The organism is Cypionkella sp. PAMC25878 (assembly GCF_058135695.1).
This window is the reverse complement of record NZ_CM176871.1, coordinates 2,557,325-2,583,776: the sequence shown is the minus strand read 5'-3', so window position 1 is coordinate 2,583,776 and position 26,452 is coordinate 2,557,325. Positions and strand designations below refer to the sequence as shown.

The 26,452-nt window shown below is 61.2% G+C and carries 29 protein-coding genes; 15 read left to right on the top strand and 14 right to left on the bottom strand.

Features of this window, described 5'->3' with window-relative positions:
* The first annotated feature begins 26 nt into the window (after nt 1-26).
* Genes ACS5RD_RS12555 through ACS5RD_RS12540 form a run of 4 tightly spaced genes read left to right on the top strand, consistent with a single transcriptional unit; the run spans nt 27 to nt 3,555 of the window.
* A complete protein-coding gene (locus ACS5RD_RS12555; protein ID WP_489927709.1) occupies nt 27-1,037 on the top strand; it encodes an ABC transporter permease in 1,011 nt (336 codons plus the stop codon).
* Nucleotides 1,030-1,881 (top strand): ABC transporter permease, encoded by an 852-nt coding sequence (locus ACS5RD_RS12550; RefSeq protein ID WP_489927708.1) that lies wholly within the window; start codon nt 1,030-1,032, stop codon nt 1,879-1,881. Before ACS5RD_RS12555 ends, ACS5RD_RS12550 begins: the two co-directional genes overlap by 8 nt.
* The gene (locus ACS5RD_RS12545; RefSeq protein ID WP_489927707.1) at nt 1,878-2,747 is read left to right on the top strand and encodes an ABC transporter ATP-binding protein; all 870 of its coding nucleotides are present in this window, start codon (nt 1,878-1,880) and stop codon (nt 2,745-2,747) included. Before ACS5RD_RS12550 ends, ACS5RD_RS12545 begins: the two co-directional genes overlap by 4 nt.
* On the top strand, nt 2,740-3,555 hold the full coding sequence (locus tag ACS5RD_RS12540; protein ID WP_489927706.1) for an ATP-binding cassette domain-containing protein: 816 nt from the start codon (nt 2,740-2,742) through the stop codon (nt 3,553-3,555). Before ACS5RD_RS12545 ends, ACS5RD_RS12540 begins: the two co-directional genes overlap by 8 nt.
* Here the strand turns inward: ACS5RD_RS12540 and ACS5RD_RS12535 are convergent.
* The 4 genes from ACS5RD_RS12535 to ACS5RD_RS12520 all read right to left on the bottom strand — a co-directional run bounded on the left by ACS5RD_RS12535 (nt 3,552) and on the right by ACS5RD_RS12520 (nt 7,823).
* On the bottom strand, nt 3,552-4,007 hold the full coding sequence (locus ACS5RD_RS12535) for an RbsD/FucU family protein (RefSeq protein ID WP_489927705.1): 456 nt from the start codon (nt 4,005-4,007) through the stop codon (nt 3,552-3,554). The two genes, ACS5RD_RS12540 and ACS5RD_RS12535, sit on opposite strands and share 4 nt — an antisense overlap.
* Nucleotides 4,008-4,955: a carbohydrate ABC transporter permease gene (locus ACS5RD_RS12530; protein WP_489927704.1), complete on the bottom strand. Its 948-nt coding sequence runs from the start codon at nt 4,953-4,955 to the stop codon at nt 4,008-4,010.
* On the bottom strand, nt 4,952-6,058 hold the full coding sequence (locus tag ACS5RD_RS12525) for a carbohydrate ABC transporter permease (RefSeq protein ID WP_489927703.1): 1,107 nt from the start codon (nt 6,056-6,058) through the stop codon (nt 4,952-4,954). Before ACS5RD_RS12525 ends, ACS5RD_RS12530 begins: the two co-directional genes overlap by 4 nt.
* Nucleotides 6,059-6,185: 127 nt before the next feature.
* Entirely contained in the window at nt 6,186-7,823 is a 1,638-nt protein-coding gene (locus ACS5RD_RS12520) for an ABC transporter substrate-binding protein (RefSeq protein WP_489927702.1), read from the bottom strand.
* Between the two features lie 267 nt (nt 7,824-8,090).
* On the opposite strand from ACS5RD_RS12520, the gene ACS5RD_RS12515 reads away from it, so the two are divergent.
* From ACS5RD_RS12515 to rbsK, 3 genes are read left to right on the top strand one after another with little or no spacing between them, the layout of a single operon-like run.
* Nucleotides 8,091-9,143: an ABC transporter ATP-binding protein gene (locus ACS5RD_RS12515; protein ID WP_489927701.1), complete on the top strand. Its 1,053-nt coding sequence runs from the start codon at nt 8,091-8,093 to the stop codon at nt 9,141-9,143.
* A gap of 45 nt (nt 9,144-9,188) precedes the next feature.
* Entirely contained in the window at nt 9,189-9,644 is a 456-nt protein-coding gene (locus ACS5RD_RS12510) for an RbsD/FucU family protein (protein WP_489927700.1), read from the top strand.
* A 1-nt stretch (nt 9,645) separates the two neighbouring features.
* The gene (gene rbsK, locus ACS5RD_RS12505; protein ID WP_489927699.1) at nt 9,646-10,581 is read left to right on the top strand and encodes a ribokinase; all 936 of its coding nucleotides are present in this window, start codon (nt 9,646-9,648) and stop codon (nt 10,579-10,581) included.
* 224 nt (nt 10,582-10,805) lie between these two features.
* Here rbsK and ACS5RD_RS12500 read toward each other — a convergent pair whose 3' ends face one another.
* From ACS5RD_RS12500 to ACS5RD_RS12485, 4 genes are read right to left on the bottom strand one after another with little or no spacing between them, the layout of a single operon-like run.
* Nucleotides 10,806-11,354 carry a phosphoheptose isomerase family protein gene (locus tag ACS5RD_RS12500; protein ID WP_489927698.1) on the bottom strand — a complete coding sequence of 183 codons (549 nt, stop codon included), beginning with the start codon at nt 11,352-11,354 and terminating at the stop codon, nt 10,806-10,808.
* Nucleotides 11,351-12,844, bottom strand: coding sequence for an FGGY-family carbohydrate kinase (locus ACS5RD_RS12495; RefSeq protein WP_489927697.1), 1,494 nt, complete (start codon nt 12,842-12,844; stop codon nt 11,351-11,353). Before ACS5RD_RS12495 ends, ACS5RD_RS12500 begins: the two co-directional genes overlap by 4 nt.
* Entirely contained in the window at nt 12,841-13,926 is a 1,086-nt protein-coding gene (locus ACS5RD_RS12490) for a M42 family metallopeptidase (RefSeq protein WP_489927696.1), read from the bottom strand. The genes ACS5RD_RS12495 and ACS5RD_RS12490 overlap by 4 nt, the downstream gene beginning before the upstream one ends.
* Entirely contained in the window at nt 13,926-14,735 is an 810-nt protein-coding gene (locus ACS5RD_RS12485; RefSeq protein ID WP_489927695.1) for a BtpA/SgcQ family protein, read from the bottom strand. Before ACS5RD_RS12485 ends, ACS5RD_RS12490 begins: the two co-directional genes overlap by 1 nt.
* A gap of 93 nt (nt 14,736-14,828) precedes the next feature.
* Here ACS5RD_RS12485 and ACS5RD_RS12480 point away from each other — a divergent pair, with 93 nt between their 5' ends.
* The gene (locus ACS5RD_RS12480) at nt 14,829-15,848 is read left to right on the top strand and encodes an aldo/keto reductase (RefSeq protein WP_489927694.1); all 1,020 of its coding nucleotides are present in this window, start codon (nt 14,829-14,831) and stop codon (nt 15,846-15,848) included.
* Nucleotides 15,849-15,962: 114 nt separating this feature from the next.
* Here the strand turns inward: ACS5RD_RS12480 and ACS5RD_RS12475 are convergent, their stop codons facing one another.
* Nucleotides 15,963-16,694, bottom strand: a complete 732-nt coding sequence (locus ACS5RD_RS12475) for a GntR family transcriptional regulator (RefSeq protein WP_054008687.1) — start codon at nt 16,692-16,694, stop codon at nt 15,963-15,965.
* A gap of 52 nt (nt 16,695-16,746) precedes the next feature.
* Here ACS5RD_RS12475 and ACS5RD_RS12470 point away from each other — a divergent pair, with 52 nt between their 5' ends.
* The gene (locus ACS5RD_RS12470) at nt 16,747-18,270 is read left to right on the top strand and encodes a UxaA family hydrolase (protein WP_489927693.1); all 1,524 of its coding nucleotides are present in this window, start codon (nt 16,747-16,749) and stop codon (nt 18,268-18,270) included.
* 122 nt (nt 18,271-18,392) lie between these two features.
* Here the strand turns inward: ACS5RD_RS12470 and ACS5RD_RS12465 are convergent, their stop codons facing one another.
* Nucleotides 18,393-19,766 carry a phosphohexomutase domain-containing protein gene (locus ACS5RD_RS12465; RefSeq protein ID WP_489927692.1) on the bottom strand — a complete coding sequence of 458 codons (1,374 nt, stop codon included), beginning with the start codon at nt 19,764-19,766 and terminating at the stop codon, nt 18,393-18,395.
* Between the two features lie 128 nt (nt 19,767-19,894).
* Between ACS5RD_RS12465 and hisB the strand changes: the two genes are divergently transcribed.
* From hisB to ACS5RD_RS12450, 3 genes are all read left to right on the top strand, one after another.
* Complete coding sequence (gene hisB, locus ACS5RD_RS12460; RefSeq protein ID WP_489927691.1) at nt 19,895-20,482, top strand: imidazoleglycerol-phosphate dehydratase HisB; 588 nt, start codon at nt 19,895-19,897, stop codon at nt 20,480-20,482.
* 89 nt (nt 20,483-20,571) lie between these two features.
* Nucleotides 20,572-21,210 (top strand): imidazole glycerol phosphate synthase subunit HisH, encoded by a 639-nt coding sequence (gene hisH, locus ACS5RD_RS12455; RefSeq protein ID WP_489927690.1) that lies wholly within the window; start codon nt 20,572-20,574, stop codon nt 21,208-21,210.
* Nucleotides 21,211-22,116 carry a glutaminase gene (locus tag ACS5RD_RS12450; RefSeq protein WP_489927689.1) on the top strand — a complete coding sequence of 302 codons (906 nt, stop codon included), beginning with the start codon at nt 21,211-21,213 and terminating at the stop codon, nt 22,114-22,116.
* Nucleotides 22,117-22,268: 152 nt separating this feature from the next.
* Here the strand turns inward: ACS5RD_RS12450 and ACS5RD_RS12445 are convergent, their stop codons facing one another.
* The 3 genes from ACS5RD_RS12445 to hisA form a co-directional block, all read right to left on the bottom strand.
* Nucleotides 22,269-22,577 carry a phosphoribosyl-ATP diphosphatase gene (locus tag ACS5RD_RS12445; protein ID WP_489927688.1) on the bottom strand — a complete coding sequence of 103 codons (309 nt, stop codon included), beginning with the start codon at nt 22,575-22,577 and terminating at the stop codon, nt 22,269-22,271.
* Nucleotides 22,574-23,335 carry an imidazole glycerol phosphate synthase subunit HisF gene (gene hisF / locus ACS5RD_RS12440; protein WP_322320444.1) on the bottom strand — a complete coding sequence of 254 codons (762 nt, stop codon included), beginning with the start codon at nt 23,333-23,335 and terminating at the stop codon, nt 22,574-22,576. Before hisF ends, ACS5RD_RS12445 begins: the two co-directional genes overlap by 4 nt.
* A gap of 94 nt (nt 23,336-23,429) precedes the next feature.
* Nucleotides 23,430-24,149, bottom strand: coding sequence for a 1-(5-phosphoribosyl)-5-[(5-phosphoribosylamino)methylideneamino]imidazole-4-carboxamide isomerase (gene hisA, locus ACS5RD_RS12435; protein ID WP_489927687.1), 720 nt, complete (start codon nt 24,147-24,149; stop codon nt 23,430-23,432).
* 132 nt (nt 24,150-24,281) lie between these two features.
* On the opposite strand from hisA, the gene ACS5RD_RS12430 reads away from it, so the two are divergent.
* The 3 genes from ACS5RD_RS12430 to ACS5RD_RS12420 all read left to right on the top strand — a co-directional run bounded on the left by ACS5RD_RS12430 (nt 24,282) and on the right by ACS5RD_RS12420 (nt 25,871).
* Nucleotides 24,282-24,674, top strand: a complete 393-nt coding sequence (locus ACS5RD_RS12430) for a DUF2147 domain-containing protein (RefSeq protein ID WP_489927686.1) — start codon at nt 24,282-24,284, stop codon at nt 24,672-24,674.
* A 79-nt stretch (nt 24,675-24,753) separates the two neighbouring features.
* Nucleotides 24,754-25,626: a DMT family transporter gene (locus ACS5RD_RS12425; RefSeq protein WP_489927685.1), complete on the top strand. Its 873-nt coding sequence runs from the start codon at nt 24,754-24,756 to the stop codon at nt 25,624-25,626.
* A complete protein-coding gene (locus ACS5RD_RS12420) occupies nt 25,617-25,871 on the top strand; it encodes an Ada metal-binding domain-containing protein (protein WP_489927684.1) in 255 nt (84 codons plus the stop codon). Before ACS5RD_RS12425 ends, ACS5RD_RS12420 begins: the two co-directional genes overlap by 10 nt.
* 34 nt (nt 25,872-25,905) lie before the next feature.
* On the opposite strand, the gene ACS5RD_RS12415 is transcribed toward ACS5RD_RS12420, so the two are convergent.
* A complete protein-coding gene (locus tag ACS5RD_RS12415) occupies nt 25,906-26,340 on the bottom strand; it encodes a CoA-binding protein (protein WP_489927683.1) in 435 nt (144 codons plus the stop codon).
* Nucleotides 26,341-26,452 lie beyond the last annotated feature (112 nt).

Here is a 26,452-nt window from a genome sequence, read left to right as displayed (position 1 = left end):
CACGCCCACCTAGGAAGCCCCCGCCTATGCAATTTCTCCAATCGGTGCTTCTGCGATTATGCACCACCCTGATCACGCTGGCAGGCGTGGCAGTGATCGTGTTTTTCGTCATCCGCGTGGTGCCCGGCAACCCGATCGCCATGATGCTTCCCCCCGGCGCGACCGAGGCAGATGTCGCCCGGCTGACAGCGCTTTACGGGCTGGATAAATCCATCCCGCAGCAATTTTTGATCTGGTTGTCCGGTGTGGTGCAAGGTGATTTCGGCACCTCGATCACCACCAAACAACCGGTGTTGCAGCTGGTGCTCAGCCGCCTCCCCGCGACTTTAGAGCTTTCGGTGATGGCGCTGATCATCGCCATCATCATCGGCGGTTTCATGGCGCTGACAGGCACCCGCCTGCGCGGCAGCAAAACCGAAGCCGCGATAGACATCGGCAACGGCATGGCGCTGTCGATCCCGGATTTCCTCTGGGGCCTGATCCTGATCCTTGCCTTCGGCGTGCTGATCCCAATCTTTCACATCTCGGGCCGCGTCACCCCCTCGCTCCCCCTGCCGTTCAGCACGAATTTCTACCTGACCGAATCCCTACTGCGCCTGCGCTTCGATCTATGGCTGGATATCGCAGCCCATATGTTCATGCCGGCCCTGGCCCTTGCGATTCCCCTTGCGGCCATCATCGGCCAACTTCTTAAACAATCGCTTAAAGAGACCATGCATTTGGATTACGTCACCCTTGCCCGCACCAAGGGCTATTCAGAAACCCATGTCATCCTGCGCGAGGCGCTGCCGAATGCCATCCTGCCGACCCTGACGCTGGTCGGCGTGCAGTTCACCTTCTTGATCGGTGGCACGGTGATCATCGAGCGGCTGTTTTCCTACGAGGGCCTCGGCAATATGGCGATTGATGCGGTGATCAACCGCGATCTGCCGCTGATCCAAGGCATCGTCATCCTGTTCGCGGTGATCTTCACCGGAGTTAACCTATTGGTAGACCTGACTTATGCCGCTTTGAACCCGAGGTTGCGCCATGCTTGACGGACGCAGCGCGATCAGGCGCAAATTGCCCACGCGGCTGGTTTTGTCGGCCACATGGCTGACCCTGCTGGCGCTTGCCGCCGTGTTTGCGCCACTGATCGCGCCAAAAGACCCGCTCGCGCAAGACTTGTTCCTTGGCCAACTGCCGCCGTTCTGGGTGCAGGGGCACGAGCCGGGCTATTTCCTCGGCACCGACTCCCTGGGCCGCGACGTGCTCAGCCGCATCCTTTACGGTGCGCGACTGGCCCTGATCGTGGCTCTGACAGCCGGAACAATCACCTGCATCATCGGCGCCACCATGGGCCTGCTCGCCGGATTCCTGCGCGGTTGGGTTGATATAGTCATCAGCCGCGCGATTGATATCTGGATGGCCTTCCCGCCGGTTCTGTTCTCAATCCTGCTGATCGCCGTGCTGGGCCCCAGCCTGACCTCAATCATCATTGCCATCGTGGTGATCGACTGGACCCGCTTCGCCCGCGTCATCCGGGCCGAGGCGATGACCCAAGGTGCTATGGATTACGTCGCCTCCGCCCAAGTCGCAGGCCGCACCCGGCTGTCCACCATGCTGACCGAGATTTTGCCCAATGTGCTGCCCACCATCACCGTCCTTCTGACCCTGGAAATGGGAATTGCCATCATCGTTGAAGCCATCCTGTCTTTCGTAAACCTCTCCATCTCCACCGATGATCCGACCTGGGGCGGCATGATCGCCGAAGGTCGTGCCTCGATCCACCAAGCGTGGTGGGTGCTGGTGTTCCCCTTGATCACGCTTTTCCTCACCGTTTTAAGCTTTTCGCAACTGGGCGAAGGGCTGAAAGACCGCTTCGATCCGGTGCTGCGATGAGCTACCTTTCGATCCGCAATCTCTCGGCCCGCCTGAAAGGTCGGCCTGATCAAATCCTGCGCCGGGTGTCTCTGGAGGTCGCCGCTGGCGAAGTGCGCGGTCTGGTCGGCGAATCCGGCGCGGGTAAGTCTATGATTGGAAAAGCTATTCTGGGAACTTTGCCGCAATCGGTAGAGATCATTGGTGGTCAGATCATCCTCGACGGCACCGATCTGCTCAGCCTGCCCGCCGCACAGCGCCGCACATTGATCGGGGCGAAATGCGCGCTGATCCCACAAGACCCGCTGACCGCGCTGAACCCGTCGCGCCGCATTGGGCCCCAGATCACCAACCGTCTGGTCGATATCCTGCACTGGAGCCGCGCCGATGCCGAAAAACGCGCCCGTGACCTTTTGACCGAGGTGCAAATCCCCGACCCCGAACGGGTGATGCGCAGTTATCCGCATGAATTGTCTGGCGGGATGCGTCAGCGTATCCTGATCGCATCGGCCTTTGCCGCTGAACCCAAGCTGATCATCGCCGATGAGCCGACCACCGCGTTGGATGTCACCGTACAAAAACAAATCCTCAAGCTGATCGCGGCGATGCAAGCCCGTCACGGCACCGCTTTGCTGTTTGTCACCCATGATCTGGGCGTGGTCTCCAAGGTTTGCCAAACCTTGTCGGTGCTTTATGCGGGCTATGTGCTGGAAGACAGCACGATCCCTGAGTTCTTTCATGCCCCCAAACACCCCTATTCCCGCGCTCTGCTGGCCGCGACCCCCAAATACACCGACCCCGACGGCAGCCTGACCCCGGTGTCCGATGCCGTGATCGCAGCCACCCGCGCCGAAGTCGAAGCCGCAGATCGGAGCGCGCATGTCTGAAATCTACCCCCCAAACCTTTACCAAATTGATAATTTGCGGCTGTCACTGGCCGATATGACACAAAAACCGCTGATCGGGGCGGCACCCCGGCTCGAAATCCTCAAGGGGCTCAGCTTCAGCATCCCAAAAGGCGAAATCCTTGGCATCGTCGGCGGTTCCGGTTCCGGCAAATCCACGCTTGGCCGCGCTTTGGTGCGCCTGCTAGAGCCCTCGGGCGGCACGATAAAATTCGACGGCCAAGATATCACCCACCTCACCGAACGTGACTTACGCCCGCTGCGCCGCCGCTTTCAGATGATCTTCCAAGACCCGATGAGCAGCCTCAATCCGCGCCACCGTATCGGCCAAATCATCGCCGCCCCGCTGTCTTTGCACGACTTTAACAATCCCAAACAGCGGGCTTTTGAGGCGCTTGATCACGTCGGCCTGCCCCGCGCTTTCGCCGCGCGCTTCCCGCATGAACTCTCGGGTGGTCAACGCCAGCGCATCGGCATCGCCCGCGCCATTGCGTTGAAACCCGAGTTCATTCTGGCGGATGAGATCGTCTCTGGCCTTGATGTTTCCAGCCAAGCACAAATTCTCAACCTGCTGGAATCCTTGGTGAAAGATCTTGGTCTGACACTGGCTTTCATCAGCCACGACCTAAGCGTGATCCGCCGTCTCTGCACCCGCATCCTCGTGCTGCACCAAGGTCAGATCGTGGAAAATGCCGCCACCGCCGAGCTGTTCGCTAACCCGCAAGCAGCTTATACCCGCGATCTGCTAGACGCGATCCCACTGCCCGACCCTAACCAAATCTGGGTCTAAAGCCGCGCCAAATCCACCGCGCCCTTCTTCAGGATAAAGCAACCATAGGGCCCCGGATCAGAGGTGCGCACGATGGCAAAGGCCCGCCCGGCGGCCTCATAAAACGCAAACCGCTCCAGCGCTTGCATCGGCACCGCTCGCCCCTCGGCGGCGTCAATCACGCCCTGCACCAACCCGAATATCGGCATCTCAGCCCCCGCATCGCCGACCACCTGCATCCGCGCGACAGGCGTATCCACAAATGTATCCAGCGGCATCAGTGTCAGGATCGCGGCCAGCCCGGTCGGGATATCGCAGCCGACCATATCGACAACCCGGCCATGCGTGGTTTTCGCCGCAATCGTCGCCGCCGGATGGTTCACATCGCAAATCACCAGCGCGTCACCATGCCCCATCAGCATCAGCACATGCACCAGTTCCGCCGACAGATGCCGATCAATCCCCTTCAGCATTTACTTAATCGCCCCAGCCGCCATGCCCTTGATAATATAGCGCTCCAGCACCACGCCGATCACAATAAGCGGCAAGATCGCCGCCCAAGACAGCGCCGCCATCGACCACCACGAAATCCCCTGTGACCCGGTTTGCGAGGCCACCATCACCGGCAAGGTGTTGGCATGGGTTGAGGTCAGCAGCGCCGCGAAGAAATACTCGTTCCACGTCAGCACCAGTGACAGAATGAACGCCGCCACCATCCCCGGCAATGCAATCGGCAGAATGATGGTGATGAACGCGCCCCAGATCGACAGGCCATCGACCAATGCCGCCTCCTCCAACTCGGTAGGGATAGAGGAAAACTGGTCGCGCATGATCCAGATCACGATCGGCAGCACCGACAGAGTATAGAGCAAAATCAAGCCGATGCGCGTATCCAGCAGCGCCAGTTCTTTATACAGCACCAGCATCGGCAGCGCCAAAACCACCGGCGGCAGGATCAACTGGCTTAGGAAAAAGAATGAAATGTCGCTATTGCCCATCCAGAGGAATTTATAGTTAAAGCGGCTCAACCCATAAGCCGCCAGCGACCCCAGCATCACCGCCAGAACCGAGGATGTCACCGAGGTGATCGCCGAATTGGTGAAGCGCTTCATAAACTCATCGCGCACCGTGCTATCGGCGCCAATCGTATCGGGCGACAGACCCAAAGACTTCCAGCCCAGCCATTTCGGGGTGAAATCCCACCACGGGATCAGATTGCCCTTCATCACGTCGGGGGCCATTTTGAAGCTGGTGGTCAGCGTCCAATAGATTGGAAACAAACAGATAAATGCCCACAGGATCAGCAGGCCATAAACGAACAGCCGCCCGGTGAACCATTTTGGGCGAAAGCTGCGGTCGGCGGCCGAATCCTTGAAAATCTGCCCGTTCATATTGGCCTCACTCATGCCAGCTTTACTCATGTCCGGGGCCTCGCAAACCGATCCGCAAGCTTCATCAAAATCGTCATCACGACGATGATCAGCACCAAATAGAACATCGCCAGAAGCGTGCCGTAGCCAACGTTCGAGCGGTCCCTATACTCACGGAAAATGAACGAAGTCACCGTATCGGTCGCCCCGCCCGGCCCACCGGACGTGACTGCAATCACGATATCGGCCAGCTTCAGCTTGAAGATAATCCGGATCAGGATGGCGGTGATCGACACTGGCAGCATCATCGGGAACGTGACCTCCCAAAACGCCCGCCAGCCATTCGCGCCATCGACCTTGGCCGCCTCGTTCAACTCTTTCGGGATCGCCTGCAAGCCCGCCAAAATCATGATCATCATAAACGGGATGAAGGTCCACGCATCCATCAGCATGATCGTTGCCTTAGCCACGCCGGGGGTGCCAAAGAACGACGGCGTCTCCCAGCCCAGAAACCGCGCCAACCGCGCCACCGGGCCAAACCGCGCCTCCAGCATCGACTTGCCGATCATCCAACTGACCGCCACGGGGCTCAGCATCAACGGCAGCAGAAACGCCACCCGGAAGAACTTCCGCGCCCTGATCTCGGCGTTCAAAGCCAGAGCAAGCCCAAAAGCAATCGTATATTCCACAAGGATCGCAAGCACATACCAGACCATGTTCAATAACGCGTTCCAGTAAAACGGATCAGCCCACATTTGGCGCACATTGGTCAGACCGTTGAAATGCCGACCCGTAGGGCTGGACAGGTTCCAATCCGAAAACGCAATGATCAGCCCGAACAGCAGCGGGAAAACGGTCAAGGAAATTACAAACAACGCAGCAGGCAGCACAAACAGCGTGCGCTTGCCATGCTCGCCATGCAGCAAAACCTGCCCCCAGCTGAGGCAAATTGCCCAGAGGATATAGGCATAGAGCGTCGGCCGCCAACTGGTCAGGCCAAAGTCGTGCATGCCCTGCACCTGCATCAGCTGCGCCAGCGCCACCAGCGCCATCAGCAAAGCCGAGCCCCAGATGATGCCCCGCCCCAGCGCCCTTCGGCTGTCCGAGATGTTGTCATTGCTGACAACGTGTAAAAGATCGCCTGAACCGCTCACCGCATCGCCCCGCTTGGGAAAATTAGGGTGCGCAAACCATGCGCACCCTCCCTCATGCCAGCATAAGGTTAAAAATCCCCTATGCGATTATCGTAGGGTGGGTTTTCAACCCACCGCTACGCCGAACTCACATCCCAAGCGACGCCTTATACAGCGCAATCTGGCTGTCACGCCCGATCTGGTCGGTGATTTTCTCCCAAGCCGCCGCAATCGCATCGGCGGTTTCTTGTGCCGATTTGTATTGGCCGGAATAGCCCTTGGCCAATTCATCCTCGGCGACCGAATAGTATTGGAAGATGCCGGGAATACGCGGTTCAATCGCGGCGTTCGGGTGGTTGTAGCTGTCAAGGTTCGAGCCGAGGTAATCCTCGATGAACGCCTTGTCATAGCCTGCGGCCACCCATTCGTCGTATTGGAACTGGCTGTTGCGGTAAGGTTGGAAACCCGAAGGATAGGCCGCCATCCACAGCGAAATATCCTTGCCGCCCAGATGCGCCGCCGCAGACCAAGCCGCCTTGCGCTTTTTCTCATCCGCCGAGACGCGGTTGGTCACATAGACGCCCCAACCGAGGAAGGCCATGTTCGGCGATTCGTTATAGGTTTCTTCCCAAGCCGAGGTTTTCGCGTTGTAGACCTTGTCCGAGCCGCGGTTGATGCCAAAGCCCACCACATCACCGACCACCGAGGTATCCGAGGTGCGTGCGTTCGAGCCCACATCGCCCCACCACATCAGGCTGGACCCGGTGCCGGCAAGGAACTGCGAGAACGCCGTGGTGCCCGGATCCGCGTTGATCTGGTCTGCCGGATAGGCCCCCGGCGTGGCGATCAGGTCCATCACGTCTTGGATAGCCTGCACCCAACCCGGATTGTTGACGCGCGGTTTCATCGTCTCCGGGTCAAACAGCCAAGCCGGATCGGACGGATGCTTCACGTAAGCCGCCGCGCGGTTCTCAAGGAAGTAGAAGCCAAAGCCGCCCCAGCCCTTCAACGGGTCCAGATAGCCAATCGCGGGCTGCCCGGTCAAAGGATCGGTCTTGCCGACAATAGCCTTGGAATAGGCGTTAACCTCTTGCCAAGTCTTCGGCGGCTCCGCCATGCCAGAAATAGCGCCCTCACCGAAGTAATCGGTCCGATACGCAAAGGTATGGCAGTCACCGTCGATCGAGATCCGGTAGGTTTTGCCATCCCATGTCCCAACCGGGGCCTTCAGGTAATTCACGTAATCATCCATGTCGATCTGGGTCTTGACCCAATCCGGCATCTCATCCAGCAGGCCTTTGCTGGCGGTATCGCCCTCCAGCGGCGCACCCATCGCGAGAATGTCGAAATCGACCGTTCCGGTGGCGATGCTTTGCTGCAGACGCGGGTTATAATCAGCCTGCGCAAGGTCAATCCAGTTGATCTTGGCGCCAGTGTAAGCCTCCCAGCCCTTCAACAGGCCCCGGAACAGGATGTTGTGCAAGCCGTTGTTATTGATGCCGAAGAACGTCAGCTCAACGCCCGCAAACTCGCCCTCGGCTACGTTGGTCTTGGTGCTATCAAGGCACATCTCGCCAACCTTCTGCCAATCCGCATCGGTGGGCGAGCCTTTGCCCACACCCGGAATTTGCAAAATCTGCGCCCGCACCGAATCTTGTGCCATGGCGGGGCCATAGCCCATCACCTTCGGCATCACCGCGAGTGCGGTCAGCGCCGTCGCCCCTTGCAACATGCGACGGCGGCTGAGCGTGGCCTGAACTGCGGCCTGATAAAGTTCTACTTTCAAGACGTCTCCTCCCTTTTTGCCCTTGCGCGGTCAAAGACCGCCGAGCTGTTATCTGTCGAAACTTTGGAACCGCTAAACTTTTGGAACCCGGTGGCCCGTCCGGCACACCCTGCACGCAGGCCTCCCCTCCCACCGCAAACACCTTCCTTGGCCTTAGCTTGGCCTGTGGCAATGCCCCTGTCAAGATTCTAACATGTTAGTATGATCAGCAGATAGACAGCGCCCCCCGGCGTGACTATTCTTGCGGCAACAACGAGGGGGAACCACATGGCTGAAGTCACAATCCGCGATCTGCGCAAGGCTTATGGCGGGGTGCAGGTGATTCATGGCCTGAACTTGGATATCAAGGATGGCGAGTTCGTGGTGCTCGTCGGCCCCTCCGGCTGCGGCAAGTCCACGCTTTTACGCATGCTAGCGGGGCTGGAGGAGATTTCGGCAGGCGATATCAGCATCGGCACCGCCCGCGTCAACAACCTGCCGCCGTCCGAGCGCGACATCGCCATGGTGTTCCAGAACTACGCGCTCTACCCGCATAAAACCGTCGCCGCCAACATGGGCTTTGCGCTGAAAATGCGCGGCATGGAGGCGTCAGCGATTCGCACCAAAGTCGAACGCGCGGGTGAAATCCTTGGCCTCACCCCCTATCTCGACCGCTTCCCGCGTGCGCTTTCCGGCGGCCAGCGCCAACGCGTCGCCATGGGCCGCGCCATCGTGCGCGACCCAAAAGTGTTCCTGTTTGACGAGCCGCTCTCCAACCTCGACGCCAAACTGCGGGTGCAGATGCGGACCGAGATCAAAGAACTGCACCAGCGCCTGAAAACCACCACGGTCTATGTCACCCACGACCAGATCGAGGCGATGACCATGGCCGATAAAATCGTCGTCATGCAGGGCGGCCGCATCGAACAGGTCGGCGCACCCTTGGAACTCTACGACCGCCCCGCCAATATCTTCGTCGCCTCCTTCATCGGCTCACCCTCGATGAACCTGATTGACGGCGTGGTGAAAGGCGGCATGGTCGATGTCGACGGCGCGCGACTGGCTTTGCCGCCCGGATCGACCGCGACCGAGGGCCAAAAGATCGTCTACGGTGTGCGTCCCGAAACCTTCACCGCAGGCAGTGAAGGTCTGAAAGGCACCATCGCCGTGGTGGAACCCACAGGCTCAGAAACCCATGTCGTCGTGCGAACCCCAAGCCGCGAAGTCACCGCCGTATTCCGCGAGCGTGTCAGCTTCCGCCCCGGCGAAAGCATCACCCTCGCCCCCGACGCCACCCAATCGCATATCTTCGACAAAGCCAGCGGGCAAAGGCTGGCTTGACCCTTCGCGGAAATCCAGCACATTAGCCGCAAAAGGGAGGGCACCATGCTCAAAGGAATTGACCCGCGCTTGAACGCGGAAGTGCTGCATTGCCTGCGCGCGATGGGCCACGGCGATGTGCTGATCTTGGCTGATACCAATTTCCCGTCGGATTCGGTGGCCCGCGCCACGGTCACGGGCAAACTGCTCAGGATGGAAAACCTTACCTGCGCCGAAGCGGCCCAAGCGATCCTCTCGGTCTATCCGCTCGACACTTTCGTGGCCGATTTCGCGGGCCGCATGGAAGTCGTAGGCAGCCCCGATGAAATCCCCCCGGTGCAAGCCGAGGTCCAAGCTGAAATCAACGCCGCCGAAGGCTCTGATCGCCCGATGATCTCGATCGAGCGTTTCGCCTTCTACGACATGGCCCGCGAGGCCTATGCGGTGATCCAAACCGGAGAGCGCCGCTTCTACGGCTGCTTCATGTTCCGTAAAGGCGTGATCCCGCCAGAGGTCAAATGAGATGAATAAAGCCGCAAAACCGATTGTTATCCTTGGCATTTTCGTTGCCGACACCGCCTATCGCGCCGCCCGTCAGCCCAAAATGGGCGAGACGATCTTGGGCAATTCCTTCGTCTTGGGGCCGGGCGGAAAAGGCTCCAACCAAGCCGTCGCTGCCGCGATGGCGGGCGGTAAAACCCATTTCATCACCCGCCTCGGCGATGACGCCTTCGCCGAAATCGCGCGCTCCACATGGGCGAAGGCGGGCGTGATCTCGGAAGTAAAAATCGACGCCGAAAGCTACACCGGGGCGGCCTATATCTTCATCGAAGAAGCCACTGGCAACAACGCCATCATAGTATCCCCCGGTGCCGCTGGCCGCGTCTCGGTGCAAGACGTTGAAGAAAAAGCCGATCTGATCCGCTCTGCCGCGATCTTCGTGACGCAGTTGGAACAACCGATCCCCGCCGCCAAACGCGCGCTGGAAATCGCCCGTGCCGCTGGCGTCACCACCATCCTAAACCCCGCCCCCGCCGCGACCCTCGGCGATGATATCCTCGCGCTCTGCGATTACGTCACCCCGAATGAAACCGAGACCGAAGCCCTGACCGGGCTCCCTGTGACAACGATTTCCGAAGCGGAAATCGCGGCCGACGCTTTGCTGGGCCGCGGCGTCGGCGCCGTGGTGATGACCCTCGGCGAGAAAGGCGCGCTCTACCGCGACCGCACCCGCTCCGTCCACGTCCCTGTCATGTCGGCTGGAAAAGTGGTCGAGACCACCGGCGCAGGCGATGCCTTCAACGGCGGCTTTGCGGTGGCGCTGTCGGAAGGCCGCGACGTGGTGGAAGCGGTGCGTTTCGGCTGCGCCACCGCCGGCATCTCGGTCACCCGCCCCGGCACCGCCCCCTCGATGCCGTCGCGCGCTGAGATCGACGCGCTCCTCGCCAAAAACGCCTGATTGCTTCATTGATGTCGGATGCCTCCGGCGGGAGTATTTCAAAAAGAGCAAATACGGCTTCTCTGCATTGCTCTTTCTGAAATACTCCCCCCGGAGGGTTCACCGCAGATCAAAGCGCACCCGATTTGAAATCGGCCCCCCGTGGCGCAGGTTAACAAAAGGTGAATCACCCCCAGATAACCCATTGATTTCCCTAACATGCACCCTCTGTCCACGCGTGGACATCACTCCATATTGGTATGCCGCGCCCGCATCGCTTCCGCCGGCTCACCCTTCATCTCCCGCAGCCGCAGCACCATAATTTCAAACACCAAAAACATCGCCCCCTCAAACAGCGACCCCATCGGCAGCACCGAATCCCCGCCTACATCCCGCGCCATCGTCTGCGCCGGAATCACCAAAACCTGATCCGCCAGCGCGAGCGAGGCCCCCGAAGCCTCCGCTGTCACCATCAAAACCCCCGCCCCCGCCGCCCGCGCCACCCCCGCCAAAGCCGTGACAGTCGATAGCTCCCCCGGCCCACAAGCGGCGAATAACAAATCCCCCACCCCCAAAGGCGGCGCGGTCAGGTCGCCCTGCATCGAGACCGCCACCCCGAGATGATACAGCCGCATCGCCAGCGCCCGCATCATCAGCCCCTCACGCCCGCAGCCATAGAGCATCACCCGGCGCGCGCCCAAAATCCGCCCGCAAGCCGCCTCCACCGCCACCTGATCCACCCGATCCGCCACCGCCGCCAATTCCGCCAGCGCCCCCCGCATCAAATCCTTCACACCCCGCCCCCCAATTCCTGCGCAATATCTCGAGTTTGCTGATAGAGCCGCTTCCACAACGGATATTGCCGCGCATAGACCGCTTCGGCCACAGGCTGCACCACCCGCGCCACCGGGTTCCACTCAGCGATTTCCTCCGGCAACACTCGCCCCACCGCCACCGCCGCTAAAAACGCGTCGCCATAACTCGCGCCGACGGTCTTTTCCGCCACAATCTGCGGCACCCCGCCCAGATCGGAGGTGGCCTGCATCCAGACCGCATTCTTGGTGCCACCGCCGACCGCGAGCACCCGCACAGGTTCCGCCTTCAATTCGCGACACACCTCCATCACATGCGCCGTCCCCGACGCGATCCCCTCCAACACCGCGCGGAACAGATCGCCCCGGCTATGAGTCAGGTTTAGCCCAAAGAACGCCCCCACCGCCTGCGGATCATGAATCGGCGTGCGTTCCCCTGAGAAATACGGCAGGCACAGCAGCCCCTTCGCCCCCTTCGGGCTGGCGGCCGCCTCGCGCGCCAACACGCCAAACGCGCCCGCGTCCAAGTCGCGCGCAAACTGGTCGCGGAACCAATGCGTCAGCGTGCCCGAGGTAGCTAACCCCGCCATCGAGGCATGTTGGCCGGGATAAAGCCACGGCGCGTACCACATCCGAGGGTCGCGCACTGGAAGCGCCGTGAGTTGGATGATGAAGATGGTCGAGCCATACATCATCATCATTTCGCCCGGGTCTTTCACCCCCACCGAAACCGCCTCTGCCGCCGCATCAATCGTGCCAACCGTCACCGGCGTCCCCACGGCCAACCCGGTTTCCGCCGCCGCTTGCGCCGTCACATGGCCCGCAATTTCGGTGCTCCACGCAAGACGCGGCAGGCGGTTCAACGGCAGGATATCGGCGGCGAGTTCATCCGTCCAAGCCAAGCGGTTCACATCGTAAAGTGGCGAGAAATTCGCCGCCGTATAATGGTCGATCACATAGTCACCGGTCAGCTTCCACGTCAGATACGGCGTCGCCGACAGCACCATAGCCGTCTGCGCGTAAATCTCGGGGCGCTCTTGTTTCAGCCACAAAATCTTCGGCCCCACCGATTGCGAGGTCAGCGCATTGCCGCAGCGCGCCATGATCAGATCAGCACCAATCTTTTCGGTCAGCTCGGTGATCTGCGCCGCCGCCCGCGTGTCCACGCCGTAGAGCACGCCATTCATCAAAGGCTTGCCTGACGCGTCCACTGGCAGCATGCAGGGGCCAATGGCCGAGCAGGCCACCGCCACAATGTCTTCAGGTTTTACCTGAGATTCTACCAACAACATCTTGGTAACAAAAACAAAATCACCCCACCAATCTTCTTCAGCGCGATGCTCCGCCCAGCCCGACTGCGGCACCAGCATTTTATGCGACCGCGTGGCTTGTGCGACGATGACACCCGAGGCATCTACCAGCACGCCTTTGGTCTCAAACGTGCCAATGTCGATGCCGAGGGTGTAGCTCATCGCGGCCTCCGGCTCAGATCAAAGCCCGGACCAATCTGCGACAAAGCTTGTTCCAACAAGTCGACCATCCCCGAAAGATCAGCCATATCCAGCACTTCCAGAGCCGAGTGACTGTAACGCATCGGAAATCCCACATCCAAACAGGCAACCCCTCCGGTCCCCATGAACTGAATATAAGACAGATCGGTCAGCGCCCCGGTATGGGCCGAGCGCTGCAAAGGCAAGCCGCGCGCCTCGGCCGCAGCCTCGAACAGCTTCACCAATGCTGGATGCGGAATAACCCCGTTCAAGGTGCCGCGTCCGTGGAAAGAATACAGCGAAATTCCCGGCCCTCCGCCCAAAGTCACTTCGCCGCGCTGGGTCATATCCGGGGTGTCGCAGGCGAGCAGCAGATCAATCTGCAGGGCAATATCCGGCGCGCAGGCGGTCGCCGCAGGCAACACGCCGCGCAGGTTGTATTCCTCTTGCACCGACCAGACCAGATGCACCGTCGGGCCGGATTTCCGCCCCACCAGCCGTCGCCCCAGATCAATCAGCGCCGCACAGCCCGCGCGATCATCCACCGACGTGCCCGCCAACCGATCCCCGGCGAGGTCAATCACGCGCGGCAGATAGACCACCGGGCAGCCAATTTTCACCCCTGCCGCCTCGGCTTCGGCACGGCTGGCGAAACCCGCATCGACGTAAAGTTCCGCATAGGGCACCACCCGGTATTTTTCGTCCGGTGTAGTGGCGTGGTGGCTTTTGTTGGCAATCAGCCCCGGCAGATCGCCCTGTTCGGTGCAGATCAGCACCGCCTGCGCGGCCAAAGCGCGTTCCGGCACTCCGCCCAATCTCTCCAGCCGGATCAGGCCAGACTCCTCGACCTTGCGGATAATAAAGCCCAACTGATCCATATGGGTGAACACCATCACCGAGGGTGCCTCCGGATCACCCGGCAAGGTCGCGATCAGATTGCCCAAACGGTCGCTGCGATGCGCAATCCCCAAGCTATCGAGATGCCGCGCTATGCAGCCCGCCACCCGCTCCTCATAGCCCGACAGACCGGGGATCAGCATCAATTCGGTCAAAAGCGCCCGCATCATGCCCCCCGCACCGCGCGCACGCGGTCCATGAAATCCCGCGCCCGCGCAGGGTCCACCGCTGCCCAAGTATCGCCGCCCTGCTTCAACGCCGAGCCGACAATGCAACCATCCGCCACCCGCAACACCTCGGCCACGGTGTCATGCTTGACGCCCGTATTCGCGAGCACGGGCGTATTGGGCAATACCCGCTTCACCTCCTCCAGATCGACCATCTTCGCGGCTTCGCCAGTGATCGCCCCCGACACCAGCACCGCGTCGGGGATCGAAGAAAACACCGCCGAACGCGCCCGATCCGGCAAGCTGCGCGGATCCAAAGATCCAGCGAACTCTGCCGAAACGTTATACAATTTCGCCAAACCGCCCGCGCCAATTCGCTGACCATAGCGCAAAGCCGCCCCCGCATCCGGCGCCCAAACCCCCATATCGCTGGCATAAGTGCCGGTGAAAATCTCCCGCACGAAAGCCGCCCCCGTCGCCGCCGCCAAGGCCATCGTCGCCATCGGGTCCCACAAAACATTCACCCCAAACGGCACCGTGATCTGGCTGCGCAGGCGGCCTATCACATAGCCCATCGTCACCGTGCTGGCCTGATCGACCTTCAATTCATAGGGTCGGTCATTCTCATTGCCAAACATCACCGCATCAAAGCCCGCCGCCTGCAATGCCGCCAAATCCGCCAAGGCCCCGGCGATAATCCCCTCCACCCCGGCCTCGGGATCATGCAACGGCGTGCCCGGCATCGCCCCCAGATGCACCATCGCAATCACCGGCTTCTTCGCCCCAAACACCTGTGCAAAGCGTGTCATAAAAACCCTCCCGTTTTGCAAAGGCTAGCGCGAAAGCCATTGGCCGGGAAGGCAGAACATACTAGCATGTCAGTGAAAATCGAGGGAACGAAGATGCGGATCAGACACTGGGATCGTTTGGGCAATGGTGGGTTGGATTTCACCGAACTGGGCTTTGGTGCCGCCCCAATCGGCAACCTCTACCGCGCGATTTCCGAAGCCGACGCCCAAGCCGTGCTGACCCGCGCTTGGGAGGCTGGCGTGCGCTATTTCGACACCGCCCCGCTCTATGGGCTGGGCCTGTCGGAAACCCGGCTGAACCATTTCCTGCGTGGCAAGCCCCGCGATGCCTATGTCATCTCGACCAAAATCGGCCGCCATCTGCGCCCCTGCCCGCCCGATCAGCGTGACGGTATGGGCAAATGGTTCGAGGTGCCCGCGCGCAATGAGGTCTACGATTACAGCTATGACGGCGTGATGCGGTCGCTCGACGCCTCGCTCGAACGCACAGGCCTTGACCGCATCGACATCCTCTACGCCCATGATCTCGACATCGCCAACCACCGCTCGCAATCCGGTCTTGACGCCAAACTGTCCGAGTTCATGTCGGGCGGCTACCGCGCCCTGATCGAATTGCGTGACCAAGGCGTGATCAAAGCCTTCGGCGCGGGCGTCAACGAATGGCAACCCTGCCAATGGCTGCTGGAGCGCGGCGATTTCGACCTGTTCCTGCTCGCGGGCCGCTATACGCTGCTCGAACAAGCCCCCCTCGCGAGCTTCCTGCCGCTCGCCACAAAACGCGGCGTCGGTATCATCATCGGCGGCCCCTACAACTCCGGCATCCTCGCCACCGGGCCAAAACCCGGCGCGTTCTATAACTACGACCCCGCGCCAGACCACATTCTCGCCCGCGTCACCGCCCTGCAAGCCGCCTGCCAAACCCATGGCGTTCGCCTCGTCGATGCCGCCTTCCAGTTTCCTTTGCTCCATCCAGCGGTGATTTCAAACATCCCCGGCGGTCAGGGTGTGGCCGAAATGGACAGCAACGTCACCGCAGCACAGACCAAGATTCCGCCCGCTCTCTGGGCCGATCTGAAGGCACAAGGCCTGCTGCACCCGGACGCTCCGGTTTGACTAAAATCTACCTAAAAACTTCATCCTCTATGCACAAATATCCCGCGGGGAAAGCGGCCCTGCACCACGCGGGGGGGTGCCCCCCCCGTCCCACGCCCGCAGCGAGATCGTGCGTTAAGGATTAAACAACTCCGGGTGGCTGCGCTCCAATGGCTCCAGATAGGTCACCAATTTCCGCAAATGCAGCCGCATCGCCGCCCGCGCCGCCTGCGGATCACGCGCCTCCAATGCCGACAGAATCGCGCGGTGCTCTTCCAAAGTCGCCGCCACCCTCCCATCCACCGGCAGCACCAACCGGCGCGCGCGTTCGACATGCACCCAAGCGGTTTCTGCCACCGCCGACAGCTTGCGAAAGCCAGTAAAGCTGCGGATCAACTCGTGCATCTCGCCATCGAGTTGATAAAACCCCGGAAAATCGCCATCGGCCAGCAGCGCCGCCTGCACGGTGATATTGCGCCGCAAGGTCACCAACTGCTCATCACTTATGCTGTCGGCCACCAGCTCGATCGCCTGCAACTCAATCGCCTCACGCAGAAACGCGCCCTCGCGGATTTCGGCCATCGAGAATCGCGCGACATAGGTGCCCGCTTGCGGCACCACATCGACCAGCCCTTCCCCCGCCAGCCGCGCCACCGCATCCGACACCGGGCTGCGCGACACCCCCAATTCCGCGCAAATCTCGGGCTTGCGCAGGATTTCACCGGGGCGGTAACTCAGCGATAAAATCGCCTGCCGCAGCGTTTGATAGACTTTTGCGCCCAGCGATCCAGAGAACGCTTCAAGCGGTTGCAAGCGGGGATTATCCGCGATCGGGTCTTGTGAGAAGGCGTCATCGAGCTGTAACATGCTAACATGTTAGCCGAGCCAAGCCTCGGGATCAAGCAAAGGCGACAGCAAAATGTTACAAAGCAATCAAAGTGTGATACGGTTGAATCCAGCCGATAATCTGGTGATCGCCTTGGTCGATCTGCCCGCAGGGGCGCAGCCGGGCGGTCTGGAGATTGCCACCACCCAAGCGATTCCCCGTGGCCACAAAATCGCCACCCGCCCGATTGCTGCGGGCGAGCAGGTGATCCGCTACGGCCAGATCATCGGTCAAGCCTTGGTCGATATCCCCCCCGGCGCGCATATTCACAGCCACAATCTCGGAATGGGGCCACATACCGACGATTACGCCATCGGCAGCGAAAGCCACCCGCTGCCCGCTTTGCCGCCGCGTGAATTCTTGGGCTACCACCGCGCCGATGGCCAAGTCGGCACCCGCAATTACATCGGCATCCTCACCTCGGTGAACTGCTCCGGCTCGGTCGCCCGCTTTATCGCCGAAGCCGCCGAGAAAGACCCGTTGCTGTCGGCAATGCCGAATATCGACGGCTTTGTGCCCATCGTGCACAATACCGGATGTGGCATGTCTGGCGTGAATGAGGGCTACGACACCCTGATGCGTACGCTGAAAGGCTACGCCCGCAACGCCAATTTCGGCGGCATCCTGCTGGTGGGGTTGGGCTGCGAAGTGATGCAGGTGCCTGATCTGGTCGGCCAAGGCCGCCTGCGCCCCGACGGCAATTTCCGCTACATGACCATCCAGCAAACCGGCGGCACCCGCGCCACGATTGCCGCTGGCCTGAAGGTTCTGCGGGATATGGCCGAGGTCGCCAGCCATACCGCCCGCGCCCCTGCGCCAGTCTCCAAGCTGATCATCGGGTTGCAATGCGGCGGCTCGGACGGTTATTCCGGCATCACCGCCAATCCGGCACTTGGACATATGTCCGACTTGCTGGTGCAGATGGGCGGCACTACAATCCTGTCAGAAACCCCCGAGATTTACGGTGCCGAACACCTGCTGACCCGCCGCGCCGTCTCGAAAGAGGTTGGCGAGAAACTGCTGGAACGCATCCAGTGGTGGGAAGATTACACCGCCCGCAACGGCGGCGAGATGGACAACAACCCTTCCCCCGGCAACAAAAAGGGCGGCTTGACCACGATCCTGGAGAAATCCCTCGGCGCCGTCGCCAAAGGCGGCACAGCCCCCCTCGTCGGCGTCTATAAATTCGCCGAACCGATCACCACGGCCGGCTTCACCTATATGGACAGCCCCGGCTATGATCCCTGTTCCGTCACCGGACAAATCGCCTCCGGGGCCACGATGATCATCTTCACCACCGGACGCGGCTCAGTCTCCGGCTACAAACCCAGCCCCTGCATCAAGCTTGCGACTAACAGTGAAATGTATGCCCGCATGGCCGAAGATATGGACATCAACTGCGGCGACATCCTCACAAACGGTGTGAGCATCGCCGCGAAAGGTGCTGAAATCCTAGAGAAAGTCATCGCTGTGGCGTCAGGCCAGCGCACCTTCTCGGAAGACCTCGGCTTTGGTGGGGCCGAGTTCGTGCCATGGCAAATCGGTGCGGTGATGTAACAAGAAAGAGCCTCCGGCGGGAGTATTTAAGAAAGAGCAAATCCCTTCGGGGCTTTCATCTTGGCCCAAATATCCAGTCCGGAATGCTAAAGCATTCCGGCTAGCCGGAGGCATCCGGCATCTCAGCCCGCCGACCCGATCAAAGCCGAAATCTCCGCCACGGCCTTTTCTACCAGATCCAGCCGCCCGCGCGATTCCACGTTCAGCCGCAGCAACGGCTCGGTGTTGGAAGACCGCAAATTGAACCGCCAATCGCCAAACTCCAGCGACAACCCGTCGATATCCTGCCGCCCGACCGCTTGCGGCGCATAAACCGCCTCGATCCGCGCAACCGTGGCCTTGGCGTCCTTGACCCGAAAGTTGATCTCACCCGAAGACGGAAACGCCGCCCGCCGCGCCGCCAGCAGATCGGCGAGCGAAAGCCCCGACCGCCCCATCAGCTCCGCCACCAACAGCCACGGGATCATCCCAGAATCGCAGGCCATGAAATCGCGGAAATAGTGGTGCGCCGACATCTCGCCGCCATAAATCGCCCCGGTATCGCGTAACGCCTGCTTCAGAAACGCGTGCCCTGTCGGTGCCGCTACCGTGGCCCCGCCCGCCCGCGCCACCACATCCTGCGTGTTCCAGATCACCCGCGGGTCATGGATGATCACGGCCCCCGGCTCTTTCGCCAAAAACACTTCCGCCAACAACCCGACGAGATATTCCCCGGCCACAAAGCCACCGCTCGCATCGAACAAGAAGCAACGGTCGAAATCGCCATCCCAAGCCACGCCCATATCCGCGCCAGCCGCAATCACCGCCGCCGCCGTCACGGGTTGGTTCTCGGGTAACAAAGGGTTCGGGATGCCGTTCGGAAAACTGCCGTCCGGCTGATGATGCATCCGCACAAACTCCAGCGGAGCCCCCGCCGCCGCCAAAGCCTCAGCAATCGCATCAAACGTCGGCCCCGCCGCGCCATTGCCCGCATTCACCACGATCTTCAAAGGCCGCAGCGCGCCCACATCGACAAACGACAACACGCGCTCGACAAACCCCGCCCGAGCCCCGCTAGCATCGACCACACGCCCCGCAGGTAACGCCTCAGCAAACGCCCCGCTCTCCGCCAAAGCCTTGATCCGCGCCAGCCCAGTCGCAGCATCCAACGGCGCAGACCCCCGCCGCACCATCTTCATGCCATTGTAATCCATCGGATTGTGCGAGGCCGTCACCTCGATGCCACCATCCGCCTCCAGCGCCGTGGTGGCAAAATACATCTCCTCGGTGCCGCACAGGCCCAGATCCATCACCTCGACCCCCGCCGCCACCAGCCCCTCGGCCACAGCCTGCGCCAGTTCCGCCGAGGACGCCCGGCAATCCTGCCCCAGCACCACGCGCTTTGCCCCCAAGCCCTCGGCAAACGCCCGTCCGATCCGCCGCGCAATATCGGCGTTTAGCTCGGGTCCGAGTTTGCCGCGAATGTCATAGGCCTTGAAGCAGGTATAAGTTGTCATGTCTCACCAGATTGCCGCCAAATATCCGCGCCACAATAGGCGGCCTGCGCCAAAGGTCCAGCAGCCAAAGCCTTTCCAAACCGCCCCCCCCGCCCTATAAGGCCGCAACCCTGACACCGGAGCCGCCGATGCGCACAGCCGAGATCACCCGCAACACCAATGAGACCAAGATCGAAGTCGCGATCAACCTCGACGGTTCCGGCCAAGCCAAGATCAAAACCGGCGTCGGCTTCTTCGACCACATGCTCGATCAACTCGCCCGCCATTCGCTGATCGACCTCACCGTTCAGGCCACGGGCGATCTGCACATCGACGATCACCATACCGTCGAAGACGTCGGCATCGCCCTCGGCCAAGCCCTGACCCGCGCTTTGGGCGACAAGAAAGGCATACGCCGCTACGGCCATTTCCAGCTGGCGATGGACGACACCCAAGTCGCCTGCGCGTTAGACCTCTCCGCACGCCCCTTCCTCGTCTGGAATATCGCCTTCACCGCCGCCAAAATCGGCACGTTTGACACCGAACTGGTGCGCGAATTCTTCCAAGCCCTCGCCACCCACGGCGGCATCACCCTGCATGTCGATCTGATCCACGGCATCAACAGCCACCACATCGCCGAAGCCGCCTTCAAATCCGTCGCGCGGGCCTTACGCGAAGCCGTCGAGCCCGACCCCCGCATGGAAGGCGTCCTGCCCTCCACCAAAGGCGCACTCTAGCCCCTGCTTTTTGCCGCTCAACCCATCCTCTGCGCTCAAATATCCCCGCCGGAGGCATCCGACGCCCCAGCAACCCAAGGCCCGTCAAAATGCTCACCGTCCTCGTAGACTACGATTCCGGCAACCTGCACTCGGCTGAAAAGGCGTTCCAACGCATGGCTACGGAGTCCGATGCGGGCGAAGTGCTGGTCTCCTCCCGCCCCGAGGATGTCGCCCGCGCCGACCGGATCGTGCTGCCCGGTGACGGCGCCTTCCCCGCCTGCCGCCGCGCCTTGGGCACTTACGGCGGGCTGTTTGAGGCCATTGAGGAAGCCGTCACTGCCCGCGCCCGCCCCTTCCTTGGCATCTGCGTCGGCATGCAGATGATGGCGACATGGGGCCGCGAATACGAAGACACCAAAGGCTTTGCGTGGATTCCAGGCGAAGTGGTGAAAATCACCCCCAGCGATCCGAGCCTAAAGGTCCCGCATATGGGCTGGAACGACCTGATCATCGACCACCCGCACCCCGTGCTCGCAGGCATCAAAACCGGCGACCACGCTTATTTCGTACATTCCTACCATTTCCGCGTGCAAAACCCCGCCGAGCGCCTTGCCCATGTCGATTACGCGGGCGACATCACCGCGATCATTGGCCGCGACACCATGCTCGGGATGCAGTTCCATCCCGAGAAAAGCCAAGCCACCGGCCTGCGCCTGATCGGCAATTTCCTGCGCTGGAAGCCATAGATGCAGGACCTGCTCGACCAGATCGCCACCGAGATGGCTCAAGCCACAGATCGCGGCAAAGTCGCGAATTACATCCCGGAACTGGCGAAAATCGACCCGCAGCAATTTGGCATTGCGGTCGCCCTGCCCTCTGGCGAGACCCTCACCGCAGGCGATTCTGAGACCCCGTTTTCGATCCAGTCGATCTCAAAAGTCTTCACCCTCGCCATCGCCCTTGGCCGCTTGGGTGATCAAATCTGGGCGCGTGTTGGCCGCGAACCTTCCGGCCTCGCCTTCAACTCAATCCTGCAGCTGGAACAAGAAAACGGCATCCCGCGCAATCCCTTCGTCAATGCGGGCGCGATCGCCGTCACAGATGCCATCCTGCAAGGTCGCCAACCGCGCGAAGTACTGGCCGAACTCCTCCGCTTCATCCAAGCCGCCGCCGAGGATGACACCATCACCATCAACCAAGCGGTGGCGAAATCCGAACAAGCCACCGCCCACCGCAACATCGCCCTCGCCTCGTTCATGGCCGCGATGGGCAACCTGCGCAACCCGACCGCGCTTGCCATCGGCACCTATGTCCACCAATGCGCGGTTGAGATGACCACCGCCCAACTCGCCCGCGCGGGCCGCTTCCTGCTCGGTGCGCCCGGTTGCCCTCGCCTCGTCTCAATCGCCCGCATCCGCCGCATCAACGCGTTGATGATGACCTGCGGCCACTACGACGCCTCGGGCGAATTCGCCTATCGCGTCGGCCTTCCCGGCAAATCCGGGGTCGGCGGCGGTATTCTGGCGATCGCCCCCGGCAAAGCCTCAATCGCGGTCTGGTCGCCGGGTCTGAACGACTATGGCAACTCCAAACTCGGCTCCATCGCGGTGGAAAAACTGGCGCGCGGCATGGGTTGGTCGGTATTCGGCTAAACCCGCAACCCCCTTAACAATTTCATCTTGGCCTAAATATCCCCGCCGGAGGCTCCACCACCTCACCCAGCGCAATCGTTAAAAATCTCTAAATCGAAAATACAACGCATTGATATTGTTCAATACCCCTCACGGTCCCAACTCGGGACCACTTACCGGGCCGCCTTCTCCACAATCCCCGAAACCCCCTCGCGCCGCTCCAATTCCGCCAGAACATCCCCCAACGAAACGTCCCGCGCCGCCAACATCACCAGCAAATGATAGACCACATCCGCCGCCTCTGATGTCAGCTTGACGCGATCCCCCTTCACCGCCTCAATAATCGCCTCAATGGCTTCTTCCCCGAACTTCTCCGCACATTTCTCCGGCCCCTTGGCCAGCAGTTTCGCCGTCCAGGAACTTTCTGGGTCCGCCGATCTACGGGCCAAAATCGTCTCGCTCAATCTTTCCAACGCGCTCATGTCAACCTCATCGGAATACCCGCCGCCGCCATATACTGCTTGGCCTCGCCGATGCTGAACTCACCGAAATGGAAGATCGAAGCCGCCAGCACCGCAGAGGCACCACCTTTAGTGACGCCCTCCACCAGATGCTCCAACGTGCCCACTCCTCCGCTCGCAATCACCGGAACCGACACCGCATCTGACACCGCCCGTGTCAGACCAAGGTTAAACCCGGCCCGCGTCCCATCCCGGTCCATCGAGGTCAGCAAAATCTCGCCCGCCCCCTTGGCGACCACCAGCCGCGCAAATTCCACCGCATCAATCCCGGTCGCTTTCCGTCCGCCGTGGGTGAAAATCTCCCATTTCCCCGGAGAAACCGTCTTGGCATCAATCGCCACCACGATGCACTGGCTGCCAAACCGATCCGCCGCTTCGGCCACCACGTCCGGGTTCGCCACTGCCGCAGAATTGAACGAGACCTTATCCGCCCCGGCCAGCAGCAAGGCCCGCACATCTTCATGCGTGCGCACCCCACCGCCCACGGTCAGCGGCATGAAGCAAGCCTCAGCCGTCCGCGTCACCAGATCAAACATGGTGCCGCGATTTTCGTGCGTCGCGTGGATATCCAGAAAACACAGCTCATCCGCGCCCGCCGCATCATAGGCCCGCGCGGCTTCCACCGGATCGCCCGCGTCGCGCAGCGAGACAAAATTCACGCCTTTGACCACGCGGCCATCGGCAACATCAAGGCAGGGGATCAGGCGGGTTTTGAGCATGATTTGACCTTATCGCTTGGGACTGTGCGGCGAAAGGGGGGCTCGCCCCCTCGGCTTCGCCTCACCCCGAGGATATTTGAGCACAGAGGATGACCTAGCGGCTCAGAACCTTCAGCGCGGCGGTCAGATCAATCGCCCCGTCATACAGCGCCCGCCCCGAGATCGCACCCGCGATAACACCCGTATCACGCAAAGCGATCAAGTCCTCCATCCGGCTGACGCCCCCGCTCGCGATCACCGGGATGCTGACGGCCCGTGCTAAAGCCTCGGTCGCCTCGATGTTCGGGCCCTGCATCGCGCCGTCACGGTCGATGTCGGTGTAGATGATCGCAGCGACGCCAGCATCTTCAAAACTGCGGGCGAGGTCAGTGACCTTCACTGTGGTTTCGACCGCCCAGCCTTTGGTCGCCACGAAGCCTTTGCGGGCGTCAATCCCCACCGCAACCTGACCGGGGAACGCTTTTGCCGCCACACGCACCAGCGCCGGATTTTCCACCGCCACCGTGCCCAAAATCACCCGCGACAGGCCCTTTTCCAGCCACATCGCGATCGTCGCCATGTCGCGGATACCGCCGCCCAACTGCGCAGGCACGCGCACGCGGGCCAAGATCGCCTCAACCGCCGCCGCATTGACCGGAGCCCCGGCAAACGCGCCGTTCAGATCGACCAGATGCAGCCATGCGCAGCCCGCGTCCTGAAACTTCAGCGCCTGCGCCGCCGGGTCATCGCCAAACACCGTGGCCTCTGACATCTCACCGCGCAGCAGCCGCACGCATTGGCCGTCTTTCAGATCAATCGCCGGGTATAGGATCATCACAGCCTCCGTATCTCTGCCGCAGGCTTTAGGGTGCTGGGACGCGATTGCCAAGACCCGCGCGACCCCACGTCAGTGTTGATTTGCCCAAGATTGCGCGCAAACCTGTGAAAGACCTTGAGGGAGGAAACCATGCTGAAGAAACTGATACTCGCCGCCACGCTGACCTTTGGCGCAAGCGCGGCTTTCGCCGACCCGGTGGAGGGGATTTGGAAATCCAAGCCCGATGACAATGGCAATTTCGGTTATGTGCAGATCAAGCCCTGTGGCGCGACGTTTTGTGGCACGTTGATCAAGGCGTTTGGCGCGGATGGCAAAGAAAAAGCCAGTGAGAACGTCGGCAAGAAGATCGTCTGGGATATGGTCGCCTACTCGGACGGGCTTTACGACGATGGCCAGATCTGGTCGCCGGACCGCGACAAGACCTATAATTCGGACATGACGCTGGCGGGTAACAAGCTGGCGGTGCGGGGTTGCGTGTTCGGGATTTGCCGCGATGGCGGCACTTGGACCCGGGTGAAGTAGCTGCGGAAGAAATAGCATAAAGCGGGTCGCTTTTCTGGGGCGGTCCGGTTTATCTGGCGACCTGTGAAGGGAGCCTGCAATGTCCGCTAATGATTGGTTTCGTCTGGCGATCCTGTCCCTGCTGTGGGGCGGGTCGTTTTTCTTTGTGGCGATCGCACTGCACGGCCTGCCGACGTTGAGTGTCGTGTGGGGGCGGGTTGGGCTTGGCACTGGCTTTCTCGCGCTGGCTTTGTGGGTCAGTGGCACGGCGTTTCCGAAAGGCGTTCCGGTGTGGCGGGCGCTTGCAGTGATGGGGCTGCTGAACAATGCGATCCCGTTCACGCTGTTTGTGCTGGCACAGGGGCGGATCAGTGGCGGGATGGCCTCGATCCTGAACGCCACGACGCCGCTCTGGGGCGTCCTGTTGGCGCATCTGTTGACCGATGAGAAGATCACTGTTCCGAAGGCCGCAGGGCTGGCTTGCGGCTTTGCCGGCGTGGTGGTGATGATGGGCGGGGCGGCTGTGGGCGATCTCTGGGCCAGTCTTGCCTGTCTGGGGGCGGCGTTTTCTTATGGGCTGGCGGGGATTTGGGGGCGGCGGTTTCGAAGCTTAGGGGTGCCGCCGCTGGCGACGGCTTTCGGGCAGGTGATTTCGGCGGCGGTGCTGTTGCTGCCGATCTGGCTGGTGGTGGATCGGCCGTGGAGCCTGCCGGTGCCGGGGCTTCCCGTCATCGCGGCTGTGCTGGCGATTGCGGCGTTTTCCACGGCGCTGGCCTATCTGATTTATTTCCGTCTGCTGGCGTCAGCCGGGCCGACCAATCTGATGCTGGTGACGTTTTTGGTGCCAGTGTCGGCTTGCCTGCTGGGGGCGGTGTTTCTAGGGGATGCGATCTCGGGGCGGCAGTTGGCCGGGTTTGGATTGATCGCGGCGGGATTGGTGGCATTGGATGGGCGGGTTTTGAAATGGCTTTGACGGGCGGATGCGAGGCTTTGGATCAGGACTGGCAGGATTTGCTGGGCAAGGTCGCGCGGGCGGGGTTTTATGGGGTGGAGAGCACCGGGATTTATTGTGATTTCGGCTGCCCCTCGCGCCCGCCGCTGCGGAAGAATTTGCGGATTTTTGCAGCCGCAGAGCAAGCTGAGGCCGGCGGCTATCGGCGGTGCAATCGCTGTGCGGCACGGGATGTCCACGCGTGGACAGGGGCTACGCCTATATGAAATCAATAGGTTACGGTCGGGCGTTTACCGCTTGTTAAGATTTTCGCGCGATGCCGAGGCGGGGAATTTCGATGGCGGGGCAGCGGTTCATGATCGCTGTTACCCCACGGGCTTCGGCGCGCTTGGCGGCCTCGGCATCTGTCACGCCTAGCTGCATCCAGACGGCTTTGAGGTTGGGAAAAGCTGCCAAAGCCTGATCCACCACCGCACCCGCTTCCTCAGATCGGCGGAAGATATCGACCATATCAACCCCGCCTTCAATCTCGGACAGGCTGGCGCGCACCACTTCCCCCAAGGCCACCTGTCCCGCCTGCCCCGGATTGACCGGGATCACCCGATAGCCCTGCTGCGCCAAAAACCGCGCCACGCCATGGCTCGGGCGGTCGGGGTTCGGCGACCAGCCAACAACGGCGATGGTCTGCACTGCGCTTAAGATATCGCGGATTTCGGCATCGGTGCTGTGCAGCATGGCAGGCTCCAGAGTGTAGGCTGTGAATAAAAAGACGTCCGGGGCACAGGATCAACCCGTGGGCCGGACGTCAAGGTGTGGAACGAGGGACAGTAAACAGGCACCGCGAGAG

Excerpts from the sequence above, each read along its gene's own strand:
- ACS5RD_RS12555 (WP_489927709.1), top strand. The coding sequence starts at position 27 with ATGCAATTTCTCCAATCGGTGCTTCTGCGATTATGCACCACCCTGATC.
- ACS5RD_RS12550 (WP_489927708.1), top strand. The coding sequence starts at position 1,030 with ATGCTTGACGGACGCAGCGCGATCAGGCGCAAATTGCCCACGCGGCTG.
- ACS5RD_RS12545 (WP_489927707.1), top strand. The coding sequence starts at position 1,878 with ATGAGCTACCTTTCGATCCGCAATCTCTCGGCCCGCCTGAAAGGTCGG.
- ACS5RD_RS12540 (WP_489927706.1), top strand. The coding sequence starts at position 2,740 with ATGTCTGAAATCTACCCCCCAAACCTTTACCAAATTGATAATTTGCGG.
- ACS5RD_RS12535 (WP_489927705.1), bottom strand. The coding sequence starts at position 4,007 with ATGCTGAAGGGGATTGATCGGCATCTGTCGGCGGAACTGGTGCATGTG.
- ACS5RD_RS12530 (WP_489927704.1), bottom strand. The coding sequence starts at position 4,955 with ATGAGTAAAGCTGGCATGAGTGAGGCCAATATGAACGGGCAGATTTTC.
- ACS5RD_RS12515 (WP_489927701.1), top strand. The coding sequence starts at position 8,091 with ATGGCTGAAGTCACAATCCGCGATCTGCGCAAGGCTTATGGCGGGGTG.
- ACS5RD_RS12510 (WP_489927700.1), top strand. The coding sequence starts at position 9,189 with ATGCTCAAAGGAATTGACCCGCGCTTGAACGCGGAAGTGCTGCATTGC.
- rbsK (WP_489927699.1), top strand. The coding sequence starts at position 9,646 with ATGAATAAAGCCGCAAAACCGATTGTTATCCTTGGCATTTTCGTTGCC.
- ACS5RD_RS12495 (WP_489927697.1), bottom strand. The coding sequence starts at position 12,844 with ATGAGCTACACCCTCGGCATCGACATTGGCACGTTTGAGACCAAAGGC.
- ACS5RD_RS12490 (WP_489927696.1), bottom strand. The coding sequence starts at position 13,926 with ATGCGGGCGCTTTTGACCGAATTGATGCTGATCCCCGGTCTGTCGGGC.
- ACS5RD_RS12485 (WP_489927695.1), bottom strand. The coding sequence starts at position 14,735 with ATGACACGCTTTGCACAGGTGTTTGGGGCGAAGAAGCCGGTGATTGCG.
- ACS5RD_RS12480 (WP_489927694.1), top strand. The coding sequence starts at position 14,829 with ATGCGGATCAGACACTGGGATCGTTTGGGCAATGGTGGGTTGGATTTC.
- ACS5RD_RS12475 (WP_054008687.1), bottom strand. The coding sequence starts at position 16,694 with ATGTTACAGCTCGATGACGCCTTCTCACAAGACCCGATCGCGGATAAT.
- ACS5RD_RS12470 (WP_489927693.1), top strand. The coding sequence starts at position 16,747 with ATGTTACAAAGCAATCAAAGTGTGATACGGTTGAATCCAGCCGATAAT.
- ACS5RD_RS12465 (WP_489927692.1), bottom strand. The coding sequence starts at position 19,766 with ATGACAACTTATACCTGCTTCAAGGCCTATGACATTCGCGGCAAACTC.
- hisB (WP_489927691.1), top strand. The coding sequence starts at position 19,895 with ATGCGCACAGCCGAGATCACCCGCAACACCAATGAGACCAAGATCGAA.
- hisH (WP_489927690.1), top strand. The coding sequence starts at position 20,572 with ATGCTCACCGTCCTCGTAGACTACGATTCCGGCAACCTGCACTCGGCT.
- ACS5RD_RS12450 (WP_489927689.1), top strand. The coding sequence starts at position 21,211 with ATGCAGGACCTGCTCGACCAGATCGCCACCGAGATGGCTCAAGCCACA.
- ACS5RD_RS12445 (WP_489927688.1), bottom strand. The coding sequence starts at position 22,577 with ATGAGCGCGTTGGAAAGATTGAGCGAGACGATTTTGGCCCGTAGATCG.
- hisF (WP_322320444.1), bottom strand. The coding sequence starts at position 23,335 with ATGCTCAAAACCCGCCTGATCCCCTGCCTTGATGTTGCCGATGGCCGC.
- hisA (WP_489927687.1), bottom strand. The coding sequence starts at position 24,149 with ATGATCCTATACCCGGCGATTGATCTGAAAGACGGCCAATGCGTGCGG.
- ACS5RD_RS12430 (WP_489927686.1), top strand. The coding sequence starts at position 24,282 with ATGCTGAAGAAACTGATACTCGCCGCCACGCTGACCTTTGGCGCAAGC.
- ACS5RD_RS12425 (WP_489927685.1), top strand. The coding sequence starts at position 24,754 with ATGTCCGCTAATGATTGGTTTCGTCTGGCGATCCTGTCCCTGCTGTGG.
- ACS5RD_RS12420 (WP_489927684.1), top strand. The coding sequence starts at position 25,617 with ATGGCTTTGACGGGCGGATGCGAGGCTTTGGATCAGGACTGGCAGGAT.
- ACS5RD_RS12415 (WP_489927683.1), bottom strand. The coding sequence starts at position 26,340 with ATGCTGCACAGCACCGATGCCGAAATCCGCGATATCTTAAGCGCAGTG.